The sequence below is a fragment of the Saccharibacillus brassicae genome (assembly GCF_006542275.1).
In the GTDB taxonomy this organism is placed as follows: domain Bacteria; phylum Bacillota; class Bacilli; order Paenibacillales; family Paenibacillaceae; genus Saccharibacillus; species Saccharibacillus brassicae.
The window spans coordinates 2435480-2455743 of the sequence record NZ_CP041217.1; the positions used below are offsets into that span (position 1 = coordinate 2435480).

A 20264-nucleotide genomic window follows, 5' to 3' on the forward strand; every position below is an offset into this window, starting at 1 on the left:
GATTGACAGCGCTCCCTGTATACCGATATATTTAGTGATGTTGATAATCATTATCAGAATCATATTTCTCATTTTATTGCATTTTTATTCACCGCGTAGACTTTTGCTCCACCCAATAAGCTTTCCACACAGAGAGGGGTTCATCATGAACAGAAAAAGAAAATATTCGCTCCTGACCGCCATGATCTCGATTCTGCTGGTTCTGGCGCTCGTCGGCTGCGGCGCGCAGCCGGCCGCTACGACTCCCGATTCGGCGACGACCGAAACGGCTCCGGCCGCGGACACGACGACAGCTGCCGAAGAAGAACCGGCTGCCGCCGACGCTTCGGCCATGGAATACCCGGTTACGATCAAGGGCGCGCTGGGCGATGCCGTGATCGAGAGCAAGCCTGAACGGATCGTCACGATCCAATGGGGCAACCAGGACGTAGCGCTCGCTTTGGGCGTCGTACCGGACGGTTTCTCCGCCGCCAACTTCGGCGTACAGGACGACAGCGGACTGCTGCCGTGGACGAAGGAAAAGCTGGACGAGCTCGGCGCAGCCGACCCGAACGTGTTCCAGGACACGGACGGCCTCGACTTCGAAGCGATCTCCGATACCAAGCCGGACGTGATCCTCGCCGCTTATTCCGGCATCACGCAGGAAGATTACGACACGCTGAGCGAGATCGCTCCGGTCGTCGCTTACCCGACGTCCCCGTGGACGACCAAATGGCGCGAGCAGGTTCAACTGATCGCCCAGGGCATGGGCATGCCGGCCGAAGGCGAGAAGCTGATCGCCGACACCGAAACGCTCATTAACGAGAAATTCGCCGCCTACCCGCAGCTCAAGGACAAAAAAATCGCCTGGGTCAACTTCTCCTCCGACGATCTGTCCAAGCTGCACATCTACACGCCGGTCGATACGCGCGTCTCGTTCCTCGAAGAGATGGGCCTGACTTACCCGGAGAGCATCACTTCGCTGATTACCGATCCGGACAGCTACTCGCTTGAATTGAGCGCGGAGAACGCCCAGGCGCTGAACGACGTCGACCTGATCGTCGGCTACGGCGACGACCAGCTGCTCGAAGCGCTGCAGGCCGATCCGCTGCTCGGCAAAATCCCGGCCATCGAACGCGGTTCCGTCGCTTTCATCACGGCGGATACGCCGCTCGTCGCGGCCGGAACGCCGACGCCGCTGTCGATCGCGTACACGATCGACGATTACATGAAGCTGCTCGGCGCTGCCGCCGACAAGGTTAAATAAACAAGATGAACCCGATTACGGTCTCGAGCGATCACCGTCCGAGTCCGCACATCCCGAAGCATTTCCTTACGGTACTGATCGTGAGCCTGATCCTGCTGGGAGCGAGTATTCTCGCCTCCCTCGCATTCGGCTCGCGGGCAGTGCCGTTTCACGATTTGATCGACGGTTTGTTTCGTCCGGAGAACGACTCCTACGAAGCGAACATCGTTCGAAAACGGATCTCCCGGACCGTGTTCAGCCTGTTCTGCGGCGCGGCGCTCGGCGTATCCGGCTCGCTGATGCAGGCCGTGACGCGCAATCCGATCGCCGATCCGAGCATACTGGGCGTGAATACGGGAGCTTCTCTGTTCGTGGTGTGCGGCATGGCTTTCCTGAATATGACGACGGCCAGCCAATACATCTGGCTGGCAATGGCCGGCGCCGCGCTTACGGCGGTATTCGTGTTCGGCGTCGGTTCCCTGGGGCGCGGCGGAGCCACGCCTATCAAGCTGATTCTGGCCGGAGCGGCCACGAGCGCGGCTCTCTCCTCGCTCGTCACGGCCATCCTGATCCCGCGTTCCCACGTCATGGACCAGTTCCGCTTCTGGCAGGTCGGCAGCGTCGGGTCGGGCACGTGGAGCAGTATCGGAACGTTCCTCCCGTTCCTGCTCGTCGGCCTGCTGATCGGCTTCCTCACTTCGCCGGCGCTTAACGCGCTGGCGCTCGGCGACGAGACCGCCAAAGGCCTCGGCGTCAAGACCGGCACGCTGCGGCTGATCGCGGCGCTCGCCGGCGTGATCCTGTGCGGCGCGACGACCGCGCTGGCCGGGCCCATCGGCTTCATCGGCCTGCTGGCGACCCATGTGGTCCGCCTCATGGTCGGACCGGACCTGCGCTTCGTCATTCCGCTGTCGGCCGTCGCGGGCGCGATCATCCTGACGGTATCCGACGTCTTCGGCCGGCTGATCGGCAGTCCGGGCGAACTTGAAGTCGGCGTCGTGACCGCCTTCGTCGGCGCTCCGATTCTGATCATTCTGGCGATGAGAGCGAAGGTGCGTTCCTTATGACCCTGACTTCCAAACTCGCGGTGCCGGCGGCGTCCGTCGAATTCATCCGCGCGGGCCGGCGGCAGCGGGCGCGCCGCTGGATGCTCGTGACCGGCATCCTCACGCTGATCGCCGTCTCGCTGTGCGCCGCCATGCTGATGCTCGGCAATACGATCTATCCGCTCGACCAGGTCGTTCGCGCCCTGTCCGGCGAGAAGATCAAAGGCGTCTCGTTCGCCGTCGGCACGCTTCGCCTGCCGCGCATGCTGGCCGGCTTGTTCGCCGGCTTCGCGTTCGGCATCGCCGGCTACACGTTCCAGACGCTGCTGCGCAATCCGCTCGCCAATCCGAACGTGATCGGCGTTACGTCCGGCGCAAGCGCGGCCGCCGTCTTCTGCCTGACCGTGCTTCAGGCAAGCGGCGCGGTCACGTCCGCCGCGGCTGTAGGCGGCGGACTTGTCACCGTGATCGTCATCTACATCTTGGCCCGCGGCAAGATCTTCTCGATCGGGCGGCTGATCCTGATCGGCATCGGCATTCAGGCCATGCTCGACTCGGTCATCTCGTACCTGCTGCTGATCAGTTCGGAAAAAGACGTCCCGGCGGCGATCCGCTGGCTGTCGGGCAGCCTGAACGGTTCCAAGATGAGCGAACTGCCGCCGCTCGTCCTCATCGTGCTGATCTGCACGCCGATCCTGATGGTGCTGGGCAAGCATCTGCACGTGCTGGAACTCGGCGAACAGACCGCCTCTTCGCTCGGCGTCAGCACGGACAAGACGCGCATCGCGCTGATCGTCTGCGCAGTGTTCGTCGTCTCGATCGCGACCGCGACGACGGGACCGATCGCTTTCGTCTCGTTTCTGGCCGGACCGATCGCCAAACGGCTCGTCGGCAGCGGCTTCCACGGTCTGATCCCGGCGGGGCTCGTCGGCATCAATCTCGTGCTGGCCGCCGATCTGATCGGGCAGTTCGCTTTCGTCTACCGCTTCCCCGTGGGCGTCGTCACCGGCCTGCTCGGAGCGCCGTACCTGATCTTCCTGTTAATCCGCATGAATCAGAAAGGGGAATTGTGATGAAGCCGAACCATATTTTCCGGGCCGAGCAGGTCGTCGCGGGCTACGAGCACAAGACGGTCATCAACGGCGTGGACCTGACGATTCCGGGCAGCCGGATCAGCGTCATCATCGGCTCGAACGGCTGCGGCAAATCGACGCTGCTCAAAGCGCTCGCCCGGCTGATCAAGCCGACTTCGGGCAGCATTACGCTCGACGGCAAGCCGATCGCCAAATATCCGTCCAAGCAGCTGGCCCGGATCATCGGGCTGCTGCCGCAGTCCCCGATCGTGCCGGAAGGCATCTCCGTCGCCGATCTCGTCGGCCGGGGACGCTTCCCGCACCAGTCGCTGCTCGGCGGCTGGTCCAAGCAGGACTACGCCGCTGTCGCCGAAGCGATGGAGCTGATGGACATTACGGAGTTCGCCAACCACAATATCGACGAATTGTCGGGCGGCCAGCGTCAGCGCGTCTGGATCGCCATGGCCATGGCGCAGCAGACCGACATCCTGTTCCTCGACGAACCGACGACGTTTCTCGATATCACGTACCAGGTCGAGATTCTCGACCTGCTGACCGACCTCAACCGCAAGCACGGCACGACCATCGTCATGGTGCTGCACGACATCAATCTGTCGGCGCGCTACGCCGACCATATCTTCGCGCTTCAGGAAGGACGGCTGGTCGCCGAAGGCACGCCGTCCGAAGTGATCACGAGCGAGCGGATCAAGGACGTGTTCGGGCTGGACTGCGAAGTGATCGACGACCCCGTCTCCGGCAGCCCGATGGTCGTGCCCAAAGGGCGGCATCATATGGAGACGAGAGCGGCTTTGTAAGTCTGCCGGTCGCTTCGGTCTCGTACGCTGCTGCGTTTCTGCCCGTACTGTCCCGGCGGCGCCGTTTACGACGCAACGAAAAACCCCCGATCGCGCACCGGCGCGGATCGGGGGTTTTTCGTTGCGATTTTCCGGAATAATAGATCAATTCTTCTTCCCAAGCCCGTCCATAAAAGCGTCAAAGTCGGTCGCAATCTCCTGGGAAAGCGTATGGTGCAAATAATGGTCGCCTTCCATCGGAATCAATTTGCCGTGCGCCGAATGGGCCACCTGCTCTTCGTGCAGGTCGGTCCAGTTCGTCACTTCGACGTCGTCCTGCTTGATGAACAGCAGCAGCGGCAGGTCGGCCGGGAACGTCGCGCCGGCTTCTTTGGCCTGATTGAAGTTTGAAGAGATATGGCTCATCTCGTTCAGCATCGTCTTGTTGTTGCCTTTGCGGTTCGTGATCATGCGCATCTGCTCTTTGGTCGACTCGTCGTAATCGAGCGCCGCGTAGGGATCGCCGCTGATTTTGGTCAGCATCCGCATCAGGCCGGACTGGCGCAGAAATTTGAACGTGCCGATCGGCAGCTCCGTGTCCATGCCGCCCTGCGACGGGACGCTGGTGTCGATACCGGCGAACGCGATCACTTCGTCCGGATAGCGGTTCGCGTACTCCAGGCCGTACAGCCCCGCGATGGAATGGCCCATCAGCACGTAGCGTGTCAGTCCGAGCTGCTGCACCGCTTCATGGACTTCGCCGACGATGTTGTCGGTCGTCCGCTCTTTGTCCGTTCCGTCGCTGAGCCCGTAGCCGAAAGGCTCGACGGTGACGATCCGGTAGTCTTTCGCTTCCAGTTCCCGGATCAGCGGCTCGAAATCGAGCCCCGGCGCCGCCGTGCCGTAGCCCGGCAGCAGCACGATCGTCTCGGCGCCGTCCCCGTCGATCCGCACGTTCATCCGCTTGCCGTCCACTTCGACGAACTGCCCGTACGGCTCGATCCGGGCTTCTTCCATGCTGCCCGCGACTTTGTCCGTCACGAACACGATCGCGAAGAACAGTACGATGATCCCCGCGAAGATGCCCAATACGTTTCTTATGATTCGAAGCGGTTTACGCTTTTTTTTGATTTTGCCCGTCTCTGCCGCGCCGTTTCCGTTCTCGCTTTGTGCTGCCGCCATGTCGATCCACTCCCGTTTCCATTTCTGTATTCCGGCCGCTTCAAGCTGCCGATACACCAAGCATAACCGGTCCGCATGGACGCTTCGTGACGGCAGTATGAACGCAGCATGAACAGGACGTTTAATTCGGCGGGGCGAGCGGCAGGCTCACGACAAACGTCGTGCCCTGTCCCAATTCGCTTTCTACCGCGATCTCTCCGCCCTGCAGCGTGACGATCTGTTTGACGATGGCGAGTCCGAGCCCGCTGCCTTCGTACTTGCGGCTGCGGGCCCGGTCGGCTTTGAAAAAGCGTTCGAAAACGCGTTCCCGGTCTTCCGGCGCGATGCCGATGCCTTGATCGGCTACGCGCACCGTGACGATGCTTTCGTCCGTCTCTACCCGGATAGCGATCTGCCCGCCGTCCGGGGAGAACTTGATCGCGTTGCCGATCAGGTTCGTCCAGACCTGGTCGAGCTGATCGCGGTCGCCCGCAAGCCGCACGTCCGGCAGATCCAGCTCGAACGCGATCTGCCGCTCCTGCCACTGCGGCTGAAGCGCGATGACGACGCGGCGAAGCTGCTCGTCGAGCTGGAACGGTTCGCGGCGGAGCTGCGGCGACTGCGCTTCGAGCGCGCTGAGCTTCAGCAGGCTGTCGCTCATCTTGGAGATGCGCCCCGCCTCCCCGATGATGATGTCGAGATAGCGGATACGCTGCTCCTCGCTCAGTTTGACCTGCTTGAGCGCGACCGCGTACCCGGAAATCGAAGTCAGCGGCGACTGCACTTCGTGCGAGACGTTCGAGACGAAGTCCCGGCGCATCGTCTCAAGCTGCCCCAACTCGCGTATCATCTGCTCGAAGCTGCGCGCAAGCGTGCCCAGCTCGCCTTTTTGCCGAATATCGAGTTTGACGTCGAAGTGGCCTTCCGCGATCCGCCGGGTCGCTCCCGTCAGCTTTTGGATCGGCCGAACGAGGAAATACGCCGCGGCCAAAATGACCAGACTGCCGGCGACCAGCGCATAGACGGAAAAGTTCAGCAGCCATTTCAGCACGAACAGGGACGACGGCGATCCCATCGGATCGATGAAGATCGCCTGGGAGCCGGTTTTCGTCTCGAACGGCAGCCCCACGAGCGATATGGTCAACCCGTTCGGGTTTCTCTGGATCTTTTCGCCGCTCAATACCCGCCGCACTTCTTCGCTCGTAATATCGGCAATCCCTTCTCCGTCAAGTTGCCCGAAAGAGCGGAAAACGTCCGGCGATTCGTAAATGCGTATATGGTAAGAACTGAGCTGGTGCATGCCCGCGACAAAAGCATCCGCTTCGTCCGTCGGCAGCACCTCATAGATTCGGGCCACGTCCTGCGCGAAATGGACGAGCGGAATCTGCAAATTCTCGTTCAACGGCTCCCGGAACGCCCACGTCGCGATAAAAAACGACAGCAGCGTCCCGCCGATGACGGAGACGAGAAAGATCAGGACGACCCGCGTATACAGCGAGCGGATCACTTGGCGGCCTCCAGCCGGTATCCGAGTCCCCGCACCGTCTCGATCGCAAAGTCCGCCGTATCCGCGAAGCGTTCCCGCAGCCGCTTGATATGCACGTCGACCGTCCGGTTATCTCCGGCGTAATCGAGTCCCCAGATGCTCTCGATCAGCTGTTCGCGCGTGTATACCTGACCCGGCGTCTCGGCCAGCTTGTACAGCAGTTCGAACTCTTTGAGCGGCAGGTCGAGCGACGGACCTCCGGCGACCGTCACTTTGTACGTGCTGCGATCCAGCGTAACGCCTCCGAGCTGCACGCTCCGTCCGGCGTTCGTCCGGCTTCGCTTGAGCAGCGAACGCACGCGCACCGTCAGCTCCAGCGGATCGAACGGCTTGGTCAGATAATCGTCCGTGCCCAGCTCGAAGCCTTTGACCTTTTCCCACGTCTCGCCTCTTGCGGTCAGCATGAGCAGCGGCAGGTCGGCGCTTCGCTTGCGCAGCTCGCGGCACAATTCCCATCCGTCCAGCACCGGCATCATAATATCGAGCACGACCAGATCGATCGGCGTCGAATCGTACGCCTCCAGCGCTTCTCTCCCGTCCGCGGCTTCCACCGCCATCCATCCGTCATTGCGCAAAAACAAACAAACGAGCTCGCGAATATTCGCGTCGTCGTCGGCGACCAGTATCGTCGGCATCGCATTCCTCTTTTCCCCGTGCTTGCGGATTGAATCTTCCCGTGACTCGTAACTCGTAACTCATGACTTGCAGGGCCGGGACTCTTCTACGCAGCAAGCGGCCTGTAAGGTTCATTATGCCCGATCTGCCGGATCTTCGCCTCTTTGCGTTTCGTACAGGTCGGCGTCGACATGCGCGAGCAGCGGACTCCATTCGCCCGAGGCCAGCAGCACCAGCCGGTGCATCGCGCGGGTGCAGGCGGTATACAGCAGCTTGCGTTCGCTCTCCCGGCCATAGACCGCGGCGGAAGCGTCGTAGAGAAGCACGGCGTCGAACTCGACCCCTTTGGCGAGGTAGACGGGCAGCACCAGCGCGCCTTGTTCGAACTCCGGCGTATCGCGGGTCACTTCCTTGAGGCCGGCGCAGCCGGCGGCGGCCAGTTTCTCGCAGGCTTCATGCGCTTCGGCCGCGGTGCGCGTCAGGATGCCGATCGAAGCGAAGCCTTCCGCGCGCAGCCGCGCCAGCCGGTCCGCGACGTTCGCGGCATGAAGCTGCGGCGTGTTCGAGCGGATCAGCAGCGGCTTGGCGCCGCCGCGCTCGAACGGTTCGACGCCGGCCGCTTCGGGCAGCAGCGCTGCGGCGAAAGCGACGATCTCGCGCGTCGAGCGGTAGCTGCGGTTCAGGCGGAACACGCGGGTGTCGGCTTCGCCGTACAGACGCAGCAGCGGCGAGTCGGCAGCGGACAGCTCCGTCGACTGCGCGAAGATCGCCTGGCCGAAGTCGCCGAGAATCGTCATGCGGGCGCGCGGGAACATCTTTTTGAGAAAAGCGTACTGAAAAGCCGAATAATCCTGTCCTTCGTCGACGAACACATGCCGCACGTCCGAGTTACTCCGCTGCCCTTCGATCAGTTCTTTCAGATACAGATACGGCGTCGCGTCTTCGTGGAACAGCTCGCCCCGTCCAAGCTTGTCGCGCGTCTGCCGGCACATCTCGTTCCAGTGCAGAGGCTTGGGGTCGGCAGGCCCGGAAGAGGAAGAGGCAGGCATATCGGCAAAAGAGTGCGGCGCGGACAAAGAAGACTCCGGCGCACCCGACGGTCCGTTATCGCGGTCCGCTTCGAAAAACGCCGCGTACAGCCCCGGCATGTCGATAAACGCCATCCGCTTCACGCTGCGCTTCAGCGGCTTGAACGCTTCGCCCACCAGCCTGCGGCGCAGCCAGTCTTCTTCCCGCTGTCCAAAATCGAAATCGCCTTCGTCCGGCCGGTGCCTGCCTTCGATCCGCGCGCGGGCCGCCGTGTACTGTTCGGAAAAATCGAAGACGTTCCGCTCTTCGTGCAGCTTGCGGTACGCTTCTTCGTACAGGGAGCTGTCGGCGAAATGGATCGCTTCTTCGACCCAGTCCGCTTCGTATTCCGCGTGCTCCAGCCGCTTCAGCTCGCCGAGCAGCCACTCCCGCAGCCTGGCCGCGCGGTTAGCGATCCGCAGCGACGGATCGCAAGCCGCGAACGCCTCCGCCATCTGTTCCGCGCCGATCAGACGTTTGCCCCGAAAATCCAGATCGACGAACTTCAGGCCCGACCGTTCCAGACCGCCCGCATAATGCCGAAGCTCTGCCAAGAAGCGCTCCGACGCTTTGTACCGGATACCGCTCAAGCGCGCTTCGTAACCCGGAGCCTCCGCCGCAGACAGCACCGCTTCCATCTGGTCGCAAGGATCTTCCACCTTGAACGTCCGGCCGAGCCGGCTGTCGAGATACTCCTGAAACGTCGTCTGCTTCATATTGTCTTCGCCGAGTTCCGGCAGCACGGTCGAGACGTAGCTGTTGAACATCCTGTTGGGTGAAAAAAGTACGATCTGGTCGGCGCCGAGCCGGTCCCGGTGGCTGTACAGCAAATAGGCGACCCGCTGCAGCGCAGCCGACGTCTTGCCGCTGCCGGCCGCTCCCTGCACGATCAGCATGCCGCTTTTGTCGTCGCGGATGATCGCATTCTGCTCTTTTTGAATCGTGGACACGATCGTCTTCATCCGGTGGTCCGCTTCCCCCGTGAGCACCTGCCGGAGCAGTTCGTCCCCGATCGTCTCGTTCGTGTCGAACGCGCCGAGCAGCTCGTCGCCGCGAATCCGGTACTGCCTTTTGAGCTCCATGCGGCCCGAGATCGGTCCGCCCGGCGTCTCGTAGCCGGCACGCCCCGGCGAATGGTCGTAATACAGGCTCGCGATCGGCGTGCGCCAATCGTAGATCAGGAACTCCAGCCCTTCCGCGTCGACGAAGGAAGAGACGCCGATATAGACCTGTTCCGCGAACCCGGTACCGTCCTCGCGAAAATCGATCCGCCCAAAATAAGGCGATTCCCGCAGCCGGCCCAGTTTGCGGTACTGCACCGCTTTTTGCCGGTGGCTGCGCTCGCGTTCGGACAGCAGCGCTTCCTGCTGCTCGATACTGTAGACGCTCTCCTCGAAATCCTCGTTCGTGCCCGTGCTGACGCTGACTTCTTCCCAGAAACGTCTGCGCATGTCCGCCGCCTGTTCCTGCAGCCCGTCCACCTGCGGCGCAAGCTTCTCAAGCGCTTCCTCCAATTGGCGCGCGACGTCCGTCAGCCGCTGCCGTTCCTTCTCCAAGTCTTCGCGTCCGATCATTGCCCGACCCCTCCCTTGTGATACTCCGAGTCATGCTCCGCAAAATTCGATTTGACAGCCCGCCGCAGCCCGTGGTAATATTAAAGTATAAGTAAGATGCAATAACTATGTTTTCATCTACTGGTTCACAGCGGTTCTCCCATCGTAGCATGGAAGTCCGCGTTCAAGCAAGGTGATTTTCGATTTTTCCAACCCCGGCGGAGACGCCGGGGTTTTTGTTTTTTAGGGCGGTTTGTCGGGAGTGATTTGTTGGGAGCGGTTTGTTGAGAGTCGGCTGCTGGGAGCGATTCGTCGGGAGCGATTTTCGTTTTTGGAAAAAAAGCGGTGCGAACGGTTCGCGTTAACTCTGTTCCGCTCCGAATAACTGCGCAGCTGCACTTATTCCGGCTTTATTTTTCGCATTCGGGCAAATAACTGCGCAGAAGCGGTTAATTTTGCTCTTTTTGCGTTTTCGGCTTCTCGGGAGGCGGAATAGATGGATTCAGGCCGTTATTCGGGCTGTGCTCCCTTCGGCGGCCTGAATTAGTTGGATTCAGGCACTTAGGAGGCGCGGGAAAGATCGATCGGCCGCTTCGGCTTGTTCGATCCGGTTTCGATCCGGCGCAGGCGCGGCGCGACCTCGCTTCTCCGGCAAAAAAACGGCGAAAAACGGTGAAAAACTTCGAAAAACAGTGAAAAACGGAGAAAACCCCGTCCATAAGGACGGGGTTTTCTCCGTTTGGCAGGAAGCCGGGTCGCTCGACGCCGGGCCGCTGGCTGCGGAACGAGCCGACCGGCGCGGAGCCCGGCGGCAGAATCCGGCGGCCGAGCCCGGCAGCGCCGCGGAACTTACAGTCCGGCCAGCAGCGCCTTGACGGATTCGTCCGTCTCCAGCGTGCGCACGATCAGCGCGATCGCTTCGGCGCGGCTGGCGTTTTGGTCCGGCGCGAAAGCCGACGCCGACGTGCCGTTCAGCAGGCCGGCAGACGCGGCCTGCTTGATGACGCCGGCGGCCCAATGGTCGCCGCGGACGTCGCCGAAGTTGGCCGGCGCCGACGTGCCCGGCAGGGCGCCCAGGTTCACGACGCGGGCGATGATCGCGGCCATTTCGGCGCGCGAGATCGTCGCGTTCGGCTTGAAGCTGCCGTCGCCGTAGCCGGCGACGACGCCGAGGTTCGACAGGGCGCCGATATAACCGGCGGCCCAGCTCGAACGCGTATCGCCGAACGCGGCGGCGGAAGCGGCCGGCTGGATACCGAAGCCGCGGGCGATCATGGCCGTGAACTCGGCACGGGTGACCGGCGCGTTCGGACGGAACGTGCCGTTCGCGTAGCCGCTTACGATGCCAAGCTTGGCCGCTTTGGCGATGGAGGCGCTGCCCCAGTGGCCGGACGGCAGGTCGGAGAAGGTGCCGTCGGCGGAAGATGCGCCGGCCGCGGCCTGCGTCAGCGATTGCAGCAGCGCTGCCGGATCGACGACGTTCGAACGGAACGGACTGGTCGGCAGCGGAGCCTGCGGGTCCGGCGCGCCCGGTTGGGTCGGCGGCGTGACCGGCACGGTCGGCGGCGTCGTTGGCGTCGGCGGTGTGACCGGAGCCGTAGGTGCCGGCGTCGGTGCCGGAGTGAACGTGCCGCCTCCGCTCGAAGGCGGATTGGTCGTGCCCGGGTTCGACGGAACGGCCGTCGTGTCGGTAAGCGTCAGCACGATGCCTTCGCTGCGATAACCAAGCGCGGCGGTGTAATTCGCCGGCAGGCCGGACGTCTCAAGCTTGTCGAAGCGGCCCGAAGACAAGCCCGGCGCCTGGGTGATCACGGTAAAGTCGCCGGCGGCCGGCACGTAGCCGTTCGCGAAGTTGACCCGGAGCGTGCCGCCCGCCTGCACGCTGCCTTTGACTGCAAGCGTGTCGCCCGGCGCGGTCACGTTCAATTCCAGCGTGCCGTTCGCGGACTGCGAGAAGTTCCCGCCGATCGTCAATTTGCCGGAACCGCCGTAGACATTGGCGGTCACCGTGCCGCCTCCGTACACGTTCTCCGTCACGGTGCCGCCGTTGTTGACGACGCTGCCGGTACCGAACGCCGATGCGGACAAGGCTTCCACCGTGCCGCCTTCGATTTGCGTACCGCCGCCGTACGTGTTGGCGCCGGACAGGCTCAGCCTTCCGCTGCCGCGCTTGATCAGGCTGCCGGCGCCGGAGATGTCGTTGCGCCACAGGTCTTCGGCGTGGAAGCCGCCGAGCGAAGCGTCCATGTTCACCGTCACGGCGCTTTTGAACGCGCCGTAGCCGTTGGCCGCTTCGAACAGGTTCAACCGGCCCCAGCCTTCCGGGTCGTCCAGCAGCGGATAGCCGGACGGCAGGCCCGTCGTCGCCAGCACTTCGCGGATCTGCGGTCCGCTCAGGTACGGCAGGCGCGTCTCCAGCAGCACCTCGGCGTTTTTCGGAACGACCATTGCCCGGGTCGTATCGCCGATCGGCTGGAAGCCGTACGTCAGCCGCTTGAAGTAGTCCGCTTTATTTTTTCCGTAATCCGCGAAGCGGTCTTCCGACGTACCCGTCTGCTTCATCAGCACGTTCTGCGCCTGCTCGTAAGCCTGCTTCTTCAGGTCGGCGTTCGCCGGATCGGACAAAGCCGCCGCCGCAAGCGCCGTCGCCAGCATCCGTCCGCCCATCACGTCGAGCGGCGAGTGCATGCCGGACACGATCCGGCTGTCGCCCATTTCCGAAGCGCGGGTCAGCATCTCCTGATAACGTTCCGGCACGGCATAGGCCAGCGACAGCGAAGCGAGGTACGAAGCGTTGGTGTGCCCGCTCGGGAAGCCGCCGTCTTTTTCCGGAGTGGTGCTGATCGCCGGGACGAGCGTCGGCACGACGATGCGGTTGGCGTTGGTGCCTTCCTGCTGGTTCACCCAGCGGTAAGGACGCATATATTGGAAAAAGCCTTTGGACGGATTGGTCGAAGCGAAGTTGCCGCGCACGATCCCGACCAGATCGACCACTTTGCCGAGCTGCGAATTGGAATCGCCGCCTTTGTTCGTGCTGCCGACGTCGTCGTATTTGACGGTCGTCGCATCGGCCGGGACGTCTTTGATAACGGTCGTCGTGCCGCTGAGCGTACGGTAAACGTCGGCCAGCGCGCCGAGCCCTTCGGTCGCTCCGTACGTCTGGCCGCGGCGGTCGACGAGATACGCCATCTCTTCGTCGGCAGCGGTGCGGGCAGCGGCGAGATCCACCACGTATTGAATGTTATAGTCGAGCACATCCGCCCGCAGCTTCGTGCCCTGGTCCCACGAGCTGCCCGGCGTCCACAGTTCCAGGAACTTGGACAGCGTGCCGTAAGCGGCGTTGGTCTCGACGGTCGTGAACTCGTTCTGGTTCGTCTTGTATTTGTCGGTGAAGTAGCCCCAGGCCGGCGCGGCCGGAAGTTCGATCGTATAGGAATCGGGTGCCGCGATCGCGGGGTGGACGAGCGCCGTATTGGACAGAATGGCGAAGCCCAGCGCAACGGCGAGCATTTGTTTCATCGGTCTTTTTTTCACGGTAGGGTTGCTCCTCTTCGGTTGGGTTGGATGTGCATATTGGCGGCTTGTGTATTCGAATCGCTCAAAATGTAGCATCCGGGACCGAATTTCGGCAATGCAACGATTTCCCCTTTGTATCGTTTTGGGAGGTTTTTGCTCAAATGTTGCTCATTACGCAGAATTTAACGTATGTTTAACAAAAGTCGTGAACAAGAGTTGATCGTGGTTTGTATAATCCCGGCGGGAGGAGAATACGCGATGAAAACATACCATTCCGTTCTGGCCCGTCTGGCCGTGTCTTACATAGCTATCGTGCTCGTGATCGTCCTCTCGCTGTGTTCCGTTTTTTATTTGTACGACTCCGGTCGCGACCGGGAACAGCTCAACGCACGCAGCCGGATGACGCTCGAAAATGCGGCGCGGACCCTCGACGCCGAAGTGTTCGAACGCGTGGAGCGGATTGCGCTCGGCCTCGCGCTGGACAAGACGACAGACCTGCGGCAGCTGCGCGGCGGTTCGTGGCAGACCTATCCTTCGCGGCTGATCGGGCTGCAGGAACTGCTCCAGGCGGAAGTGTCCGGCAACGCGGAGCTGATCGAAGCGATCCATCTGTACGAACCGGCGAGCGGCGCGACGCTGTCTTCGCTGTACGGACTCGTGGACGCCGCAAGCCGGGCAGCGAATCCGTCCCTGCCGTCCGACTGGATCGACGGCATGCTCGGCACCCCGGGGAGCAGTCTGTGGACGCCGCCTCGCTTCGTGCCGAAAGACGCTTTTTCGCGCATTCCCGGCGGCAGCGGGCAGCGGCTGCTGACGTATGCGCACGCTTATCCGTTCCAATCGACCGGAGCCGACAGCCAGCTCATTCTGGCGATCGACGTCAAGGAAGACGCGATCCAGGCGGTGCTGCGCAATATGCTGCCTGTTCAATATGAAGAGACGTGGCTGCGCGGCGCTTCGGGCGCGATCGTGCCCGGAACTGCGGAAGCCGCCGCCGGCGGGGCGACCGCTCCTGCCGCGGACGCTTCCGCCCTGCCCGCGCTGATCGCGAATGCCGATCTTGCGGCTGCGCCGGGCGCGGCCGGCGGCTGGATCGAAAGCGACTCGCATACGGTGTTCCGCGAGCCGCTTCCGACGGCGGACTGGACGCTCTACAGCGCCACGCCCCACAGCTTCTATCGGGAGCGGTCGGCGGCCGTGCTCAAGCTGATGCTCGGCATCTGCGCGCTGGCGATCGTGATCGGACTCGTGCTGTCGGGCGTCATGACGCGGCTGATCTACAGCCCGCTCAAGCGTCTCGTCGGCAAAATCCGCCATCTGGCGGGGCAGCCGGCAGCAGCCGGAGCCAACGAATACGGCCTGATCGATACGGCTCTGGAACATCTGAGCGGCCGGGTCGTCAGCCTGGAAGAGACGCTGCACGCGGCCGGTCCGCTCGTGCAGCGCGACGCGCTGCTGAAGCTGCTGCGCGGCGATTCCGCCGGGCCTTCGCCGAAGGAGACGCGCCTGCTCGGCGACGGGTTCGGCGGATACACGCATCTGCGCTGCGTGGTGCTCGATATCGGAAGCCGGCCGGCCGGCGATTCGGCGGCGCGCCCTGCCGCTCTGCGGGAGCTGGCCAAGCTGCTGGAGGAGCGGCAGACCGCGCAGCGCCGGATCGTGACCGCGGAGCTGTCGGACCGGCGCCTCGCCGCAATTGTCGCCGACCGGGAATCCGGGAGTGCGGGCGGGCCGGCGGGCGGCATGAAAGGGACGGCCAGCGGCGCGAACGGGCATGGCAGCGCGGCAGCGACGGAGGCGGCGGGCGAAGCGGGTCTGCGGCGCGAAGAAGACGCCCTGCAGGCGTTCGCGCAGCGGCTCGCCGACGACGGCCTGCGGCGATTGGACGTGCGCGTCCAACTGGCGTGGGGCTGCGAAGTCGATCGGCCGGACCGGCTTCCGCTCAGTCTCGGCGAAGCCGAAAGCCGGCTGAAATACGCGTATTTCCTGCCCGGCACGGCAGTCCTGTCCGGCGCCGGGCTGCTGGAGCGGGAGCTCAGCACGGAAGAGATTCCGCAGCCGATGCTGTCGCGCTTCCGCGACAAGCTGGCCGCGCGGCAGCCGTTCGAGCAAATTGCGGCGGCGGTCGACGACCTGCTCGAAGCGATGCGCACGGGACCTTATTCGGCCGATTATTGCCACTTCGTGCTCGCCAATCTGGTCTTCGTCTATTCGGACCATCTCAAAAGCATTCGTTACAACCCGCCGAGCGGCGGCCGGCCCGACCTGCACCGCCAGTATGTCGGACTGGGCCATATCGACGATTTTCGCCGCTGGCTGCTTCATTCGGTGTCCGCTTTTCTGGCCAATACCGAAAAACGGCACGGCGAGCGGGCGACGGATACGCTGGAAGCGGCCAAACGCCATATCGAGCGCGATCTGTCCGGCGACCTTTCCCTGGAAGCGGTCTCTTCCAGCGTGTTCATCAGCGCCAAATATTTGAGCCGGCTGTTCAAGGAAGAACTGGGCGTGACCTATACGGAATACGTCACGGCCCGGCGGATGGAAACGGCGAAAAATCTGGTCGAGCTCGGCAGCCTCACGATCGAGCAGGTGGCGGCGGCGGTCGGTTACGGCACCCCGGCGTATTTTATCAAAAAGTTCAAGGAAGCCTACGGCTGCACGCCCGGCAATTACTTGCGGGAGCAAGCGAAGCAGGCCCATTCTTCGTAGAAGGAACAGGAGGGTTACGATGAAAAAGACGTGGAAGCGGAGCGGCGCCGCGCTCATGCTGACCGCCGCGATCGCGGGAAGCGCCGGCTGCGAGACGCGTTCCGACGCCGACATTCCCGCCGCGCCCGTTCCCGAATACGAAATCTCCTGGACGATGCACCAGAACCGGAACGTGCCCGAAGACGCCGAGATGCTGCGGTACGTGGAAGAGAAGCACAACGTGAAGCTTAACATCTGGAATCTGCAAAATAACCGCTACGAATCGCTGCTCGATCTCAGGCTTGCGCGGGAAGGCCCGTCGGACCTGCTGCGCATCCGTCAGCCGCAGGATCTGCTGAAGTACCGGCAGCAGGGACTGCTCGCGGAGATTCCGCAGGCGACGCTCGATCGGCACGCGCCCAATCTGATGGCGGCGATTCGGAAATACGCGCCGGTTTACGCGGATTACGGCGTCATCGACGGCAGGATCTACGGCATTCCCGCGATCAGCCCGACGAACGTGTACCGCATTCCGGTCGTGTACCGGCAGGATTGGCTGGACAAGCTTGGGCTGGACAGCCCGCGGACGCTCGCGGAATTCGAGCGGGTAATCTACGCGTTCGCCCACGAAGATCCCGACGGCAACGGGATCAAGGACACGTACGGACTGTCGCGCGAAGGGATGAACGTCGTGTTCGGCGCGTTCGGGCAGGTCGTGTTCGCGGACCAGCTCTATTTTGGCGAAAAAGACGGGGCATTGGTCGTGGGCGCGCTGGAGCCGGAGATGAAGGAAGCGCTGCGCTATTTGCGCAAATGGTACGCGGACGGCGTGATCGATCCGGAGTTCGTCACGGGCGAGAACAAAGGCGGATACAAACATTTGTCGCATTCTTTTATCAACGGAAGAATCGGCATGACGTCCATGGGCAACTATTACCATTGGATCGGCGACGGCGATTACAAGGCGTGGACGGTGGACGGACGCGGCGGCAGCCACGAGATTCCGGTGGAATCGACGTATAACGTCAAAGAGCTGAACGCCAAAAATCCGGACGCCCGCGTCTCGTTCGGGCGTCCGTTCAGCGGGCCGGGCGGCAAGCGGGGGTCCAAAGCGTACGACCGATTGATGAGCTTCACGGCGATCGGCGCGAACGCGACGGAAGAACCGGGCAAGCTGGAGAAAATTTTGCATATTCTCGACGACGTCAGCGCCAATCCGGACCCGGACGAGCGGACCGCGCTCAGAAACGGCGTCATCGGCAAGCATTGGGCCTGGGCCGATGCTTCCAAGCAGGACATCGTCACGCTGCCGCCGTACGAACGGACGCCCGACTATCTCAACGTCATCGGCGCCAATCTCGGCATGTCCGTTCCGTATCCGCCGACCGGCCGCCGCGAGCAGTGGGCGTCCACGCTCGGACTCGACCGGGACGGCATCTATAACGCGCTGGAAGGATCGACGCCGTCGCTTGCGAGCAGCGGCGAAGCGCTGATCCGGCTCAAAGACAAAGCGTATCTTTCTTTTATCACGGGAGAGCGGCCGCTGGCGGAATTCGACGAATTCGTGCTTGAATTCCTGGAAGCGGGCGGCCGCGACGTGCTGGCGGAAGCGAATGCGCTTCGGCGGTAGCGGGCTGCGGTCGGGCTGCGTTAGGTGCTGCGGTAGACGCTGCGGCAGGCGCGAAGCCGGGCGCGAAGTCAGGCGGGGTCAGAGGCGGGGGCGGACGCCGTTACAGCCGCTGCACGTGCGTATCCCGGAAGCCGGTCTCGTACTTGAGTCCGTAGCCCATCATCCGGTCGAAGCCGATATGGGCGGTCCAGATCAGGCCGGTCATCAGCGGCCAATCGGCCTTGAAGACGATGCCGGCGAGCAGCAGGAACAGCGGTACGGTGTACGTATGGGCGGCGTTGTACAGATAGGCGCCGACTTTGGCGTTGGCGGCGTAGCCGAGCATGGAGACGTCCGGAACGAACAGCAGCAGCACAAAAGCGAGCCAGCCGTACCCGTTCCAGAAATACATATAGGTGCTCAGCGCAAGGACGATCAGCCCTTCGATACGAATCAGGTTTCGGTTCATCGGTTTACTCCCCTTTTTCCGCGGATGACGTTCGAATGCCCTGCAGCATCCAGTGGATGCCTTGCGAGACTTGGGCGTGGGACAGAGGCTGGTCGGACAGCAGGGCCGGGGCTTGCAGCGTCAATCCGTCGAATACGGCTTGAATGAGTCCGGCCAGGCTTTCTTTGGCCTGCGCGTCGAGCGGCAGTTCCAACCGGTCGATGACCTGGACGACGCCGGCGCGCATTTCGGTGTAGATGCCGACCAATTCCGCCGCGAGCTTCTCGTTGTTCACGCTCTCCGACCACAGGCTGACGAGCAGCGTGAACCATTCGGGATTGGCTTTGCGGAATTCGACGACGTGCAGCAGTCCCTGTCCGAGCATCTCCTGGGGCGAAGACTGCAGATCCAGCTTGGCAAAAGCTTCTTTCATGCCGCGGTTGATCATCCATTCCCGCACGACTTCGACCAACAGCGTTTCTTTGTTCCCGAAATGGTAGCCGATCAGCCCCTGCGCCACGCCGGCTTGGGCCGCGATGTCTTTCATGGACGATTTGGCGTAGCCGCTGCGGCCGAACAGCGTGTAAGCCGCCTGCAGGATCGCCTGTTTGCGTTCGTCTTGAGGCGTTGAAGATACGTGGGTCATAAAAGTCTCCTTCATACTGTTTGATTGAACAGTCAGTTTATAGCGATATCATAATCCTGTTTGTTCGAACAGTCAAGTGTTTTGTCTATTACTCCCGTTACCCGTATGAGCAGAGCGTGGCTGGATCGGACGGGATCGCTTAGGATAAAAGCATACCGCGGCTTTGTGTTATCTTTTCGCCGCAGAAAAGAAGGTGTATCCATATGATCCAACGCAGACTATTGGGCAGTCAGGGGCTGGAAGTATCCGCACTGGGCCTCGGCACGATGATGATGCCGGATAACGACGAATCCGTACGTACGATTCAAGGCGCGCTCGACCTGGGCGTCACGATGTTCGACACGGCCGACCTGTACGGCGATTACACGCTGGGGCAGTTCGGCGGCAACGAGAAGACGCTCGGCCGCGCGCTGCGCGGACGGCGGGACGAAGCGATCGTCGCCACGAAGTTCGGCGTGACGCACACGCAGGGCCCCAAAGGCGATCCGGCGTATATCAAAAAATCGGTCGATGCCAGCCTCTACAGCCTTGGGCTCGATCATATCGACCTGTATTACCAGCATCGTCCCGATCCGAACACGCCGATCGAAGACACGGTCGGCACGCTCGCGGATCTCGTCAAGCAGGGCAAGATCCGCTATATCGGCTTGTCCGAAGCGCCGGCCGACCTGATCCGCCGCGCGCATGCGGTGCATCCGCTGTCGGCGGTGCAGACCGAATATTCGCTGTGGAGCCGCGAAGTGGAAGACGAAGTGCTGCCCGTGCTCGGCGAGCTGGGCATCGGCCTCGTGCCGTACAGCCCGCTCGGCCGCGGCTTCCTGGCGGGACAGATCAAGACGTTCGAAGACCTGCCGGCCGACGATTACCGCCGCTATTACGAGCGATTCCAGGGCGACAACTTCGCCAAGAACGTGGAGATCGTGTCCCTGATCGAGCAGCTGGCCGCGCAAAAAGGCGTCACGCCGGCTCAACTCGGCCTCGCCTGGCTGCTGTCGCGCAGCGAGCGGATCGTGCCGATTCCCGGCACGAAGCGGCTTGAGCGCGTACGCGAGAACCTCGGCGCGTTGGACGTCGAGCTGAGCGCGGAAGATCTGGCCGGGATCGAGCGGATCTCGCCCAAGGGCGCGGCGGCGGGCGGCCGATTCGGCGCTTTCTGATCCGCGGGCGGCGCAGTCGTTCGAGCCGGATACCCGAACGGAACCGTCGAGCCGAACATTCGGCAGTATGTTCGGCGCGGATCGAATTTCGGCAGCGTGTTCGGCGCGGATTGACG

General features: G+C 62.5%; 14 protein-coding genes. 7 read left to right on the plus strand and 7 right to left on the minus strand.

What is annotated here, in order from left to right; all coding sequences use genetic code 11:
• The first annotated feature begins 145 nt into the window (after positions 1 to 145).
• From FFV09_RS10125 to FFV09_RS10140, 4 genes are read left to right on the plus strand one after another with little or no spacing between them, the layout of a single operon-like run.
• Complete coding sequence (locus FFV09_RS10125; RefSeq protein WP_141447725.1) at positions 146 to 1246, plus strand: iron-siderophore ABC transporter substrate-binding protein; 1101 nt, start codon at positions 146 to 148, stop codon at positions 1244 to 1246.
• 5 nt (positions 1247 to 1251) lie between these two features.
• Positions 1252 to 2292 carry a FecCD family ABC transporter permease gene (locus FFV09_RS10130; RefSeq protein ID WP_141447726.1) on the plus strand — a complete coding sequence of 347 codons (1041 nt, stop codon included), beginning with the start codon at positions 1252 to 1254 and terminating at the stop codon, positions 2290 to 2292.
• The gene (locus FFV09_RS10135) at positions 2289 to 3344 is read left to right on the plus strand and encodes a FecCD family ABC transporter permease (RefSeq protein ID WP_246098520.1); all 1056 of its coding nucleotides are present in this window, start codon (positions 2289 to 2291) and stop codon (positions 3342 to 3344) included. The genes FFV09_RS10130 and FFV09_RS10135 overlap by 4 nt, the downstream gene beginning before the upstream one ends.
• Positions 3344 to 4159: an ABC transporter ATP-binding protein gene (locus FFV09_RS10140; protein ID WP_141447727.1), complete on the plus strand. Its 816-nt coding sequence runs from the start codon at positions 3344 to 3346 to the stop codon at positions 4157 to 4159. Before FFV09_RS10135 ends, FFV09_RS10140 begins: the two co-directional genes overlap by 1 nt.
• A gap of 144 nt (positions 4160 to 4303) precedes the next feature.
• Here the strand turns inward: FFV09_RS10140 and FFV09_RS10145 are convergent, their stop codons facing one another.
• The 5 genes from FFV09_RS10145 to FFV09_RS10165 form a co-directional block, all read right to left on the minus strand.
• Positions 4304 to 5320, minus strand: a complete 1017-nt coding sequence (locus FFV09_RS10145; protein ID WP_141447728.1) for an alpha/beta hydrolase — start codon at positions 5318 to 5320, stop codon at positions 4304 to 4306.
• A gap of 121 nt (positions 5321 to 5441) precedes the next feature.
• Entirely contained in the window at positions 5442 to 6806 is a 1365-nt protein-coding gene (locus tag FFV09_RS10150) for a sensor histidine kinase (protein WP_141447729.1), read from the minus strand.
• Positions 6803 to 7480, minus strand: coding sequence for a response regulator transcription factor (locus tag FFV09_RS10155; RefSeq protein WP_141447730.1), 678 nt, complete (start codon positions 7478 to 7480; stop codon positions 6803 to 6805). The genes FFV09_RS10150 and FFV09_RS10155 overlap by 4 nt, the downstream gene beginning before the upstream one ends.
• Before the next feature lie 114 nt (positions 7481 to 7594).
• Positions 7595 to 10102, minus strand: a complete 2508-nt coding sequence (gene helD, locus FFV09_RS10160) for an RNA polymerase recycling motor HelD (protein ID WP_141447731.1) — start codon at positions 10100 to 10102, stop codon at positions 7595 to 7597.
• An 828-nt stretch (positions 10103 to 10930) separates the two neighbouring features.
• Positions 10931 to 13600 (minus strand): S-layer homology domain-containing protein, encoded by a 2670-nt coding sequence (locus tag FFV09_RS10165; protein ID WP_141450421.1) that lies wholly within the window; start codon positions 13598 to 13600, stop codon positions 10931 to 10933.
• Between the two features lie 255 nt (positions 13601 to 13855).
• On the opposite strand from FFV09_RS10165, the gene FFV09_RS10170 reads away from it, so the two are divergent.
• Positions 13856 to 16309: a helix-turn-helix transcriptional regulator gene (locus FFV09_RS10170; protein ID WP_170314988.1), complete on the plus strand. Its 2454-nt coding sequence runs from the start codon at positions 13856 to 13858 to the stop codon at positions 16307 to 16309.
• A gap of 19 nt (positions 16310 to 16328) precedes the next feature.
• Positions 16329 to 17918, plus strand: coding sequence for an extracellular solute-binding protein (locus FFV09_RS10175; protein WP_141447733.1), 1590 nt, complete (start codon positions 16329 to 16331; stop codon positions 17916 to 17918).
• 100 nt (positions 17919 to 18018) lie between these two features.
• Here FFV09_RS10175 and FFV09_RS10180 read toward each other — a convergent pair whose 3' ends face one another.
• Together FFV09_RS10180 and FFV09_RS10185 are read right to left on the minus strand one after the other, a co-directional pair.
• Positions 18019 to 18366, minus strand: coding sequence for a DUF4260 domain-containing protein (locus tag FFV09_RS10180; protein ID WP_141447734.1), 348 nt, complete (start codon positions 18364 to 18366; stop codon positions 18019 to 18021).
• A gap of 4 nt (positions 18367 to 18370) precedes the next feature.
• Complete coding sequence (locus FFV09_RS10185; RefSeq protein WP_141447735.1) at positions 18371 to 18991, minus strand: TetR/AcrR family transcriptional regulator; 621 nt, start codon at positions 18989 to 18991, stop codon at positions 18371 to 18373.
• 206 nt (positions 18992 to 19197) lie between these two features.
• Between FFV09_RS10185 and FFV09_RS10190 the strand changes: the two genes are divergently transcribed.
• A complete protein-coding gene (locus FFV09_RS10190; RefSeq protein ID WP_141450422.1) occupies positions 19198 to 20148 on the plus strand; it encodes an aldo/keto reductase in 951 nt (316 codons plus the stop codon).
• Positions 20149 to 20264: the final 116 nt, after the last annotated feature.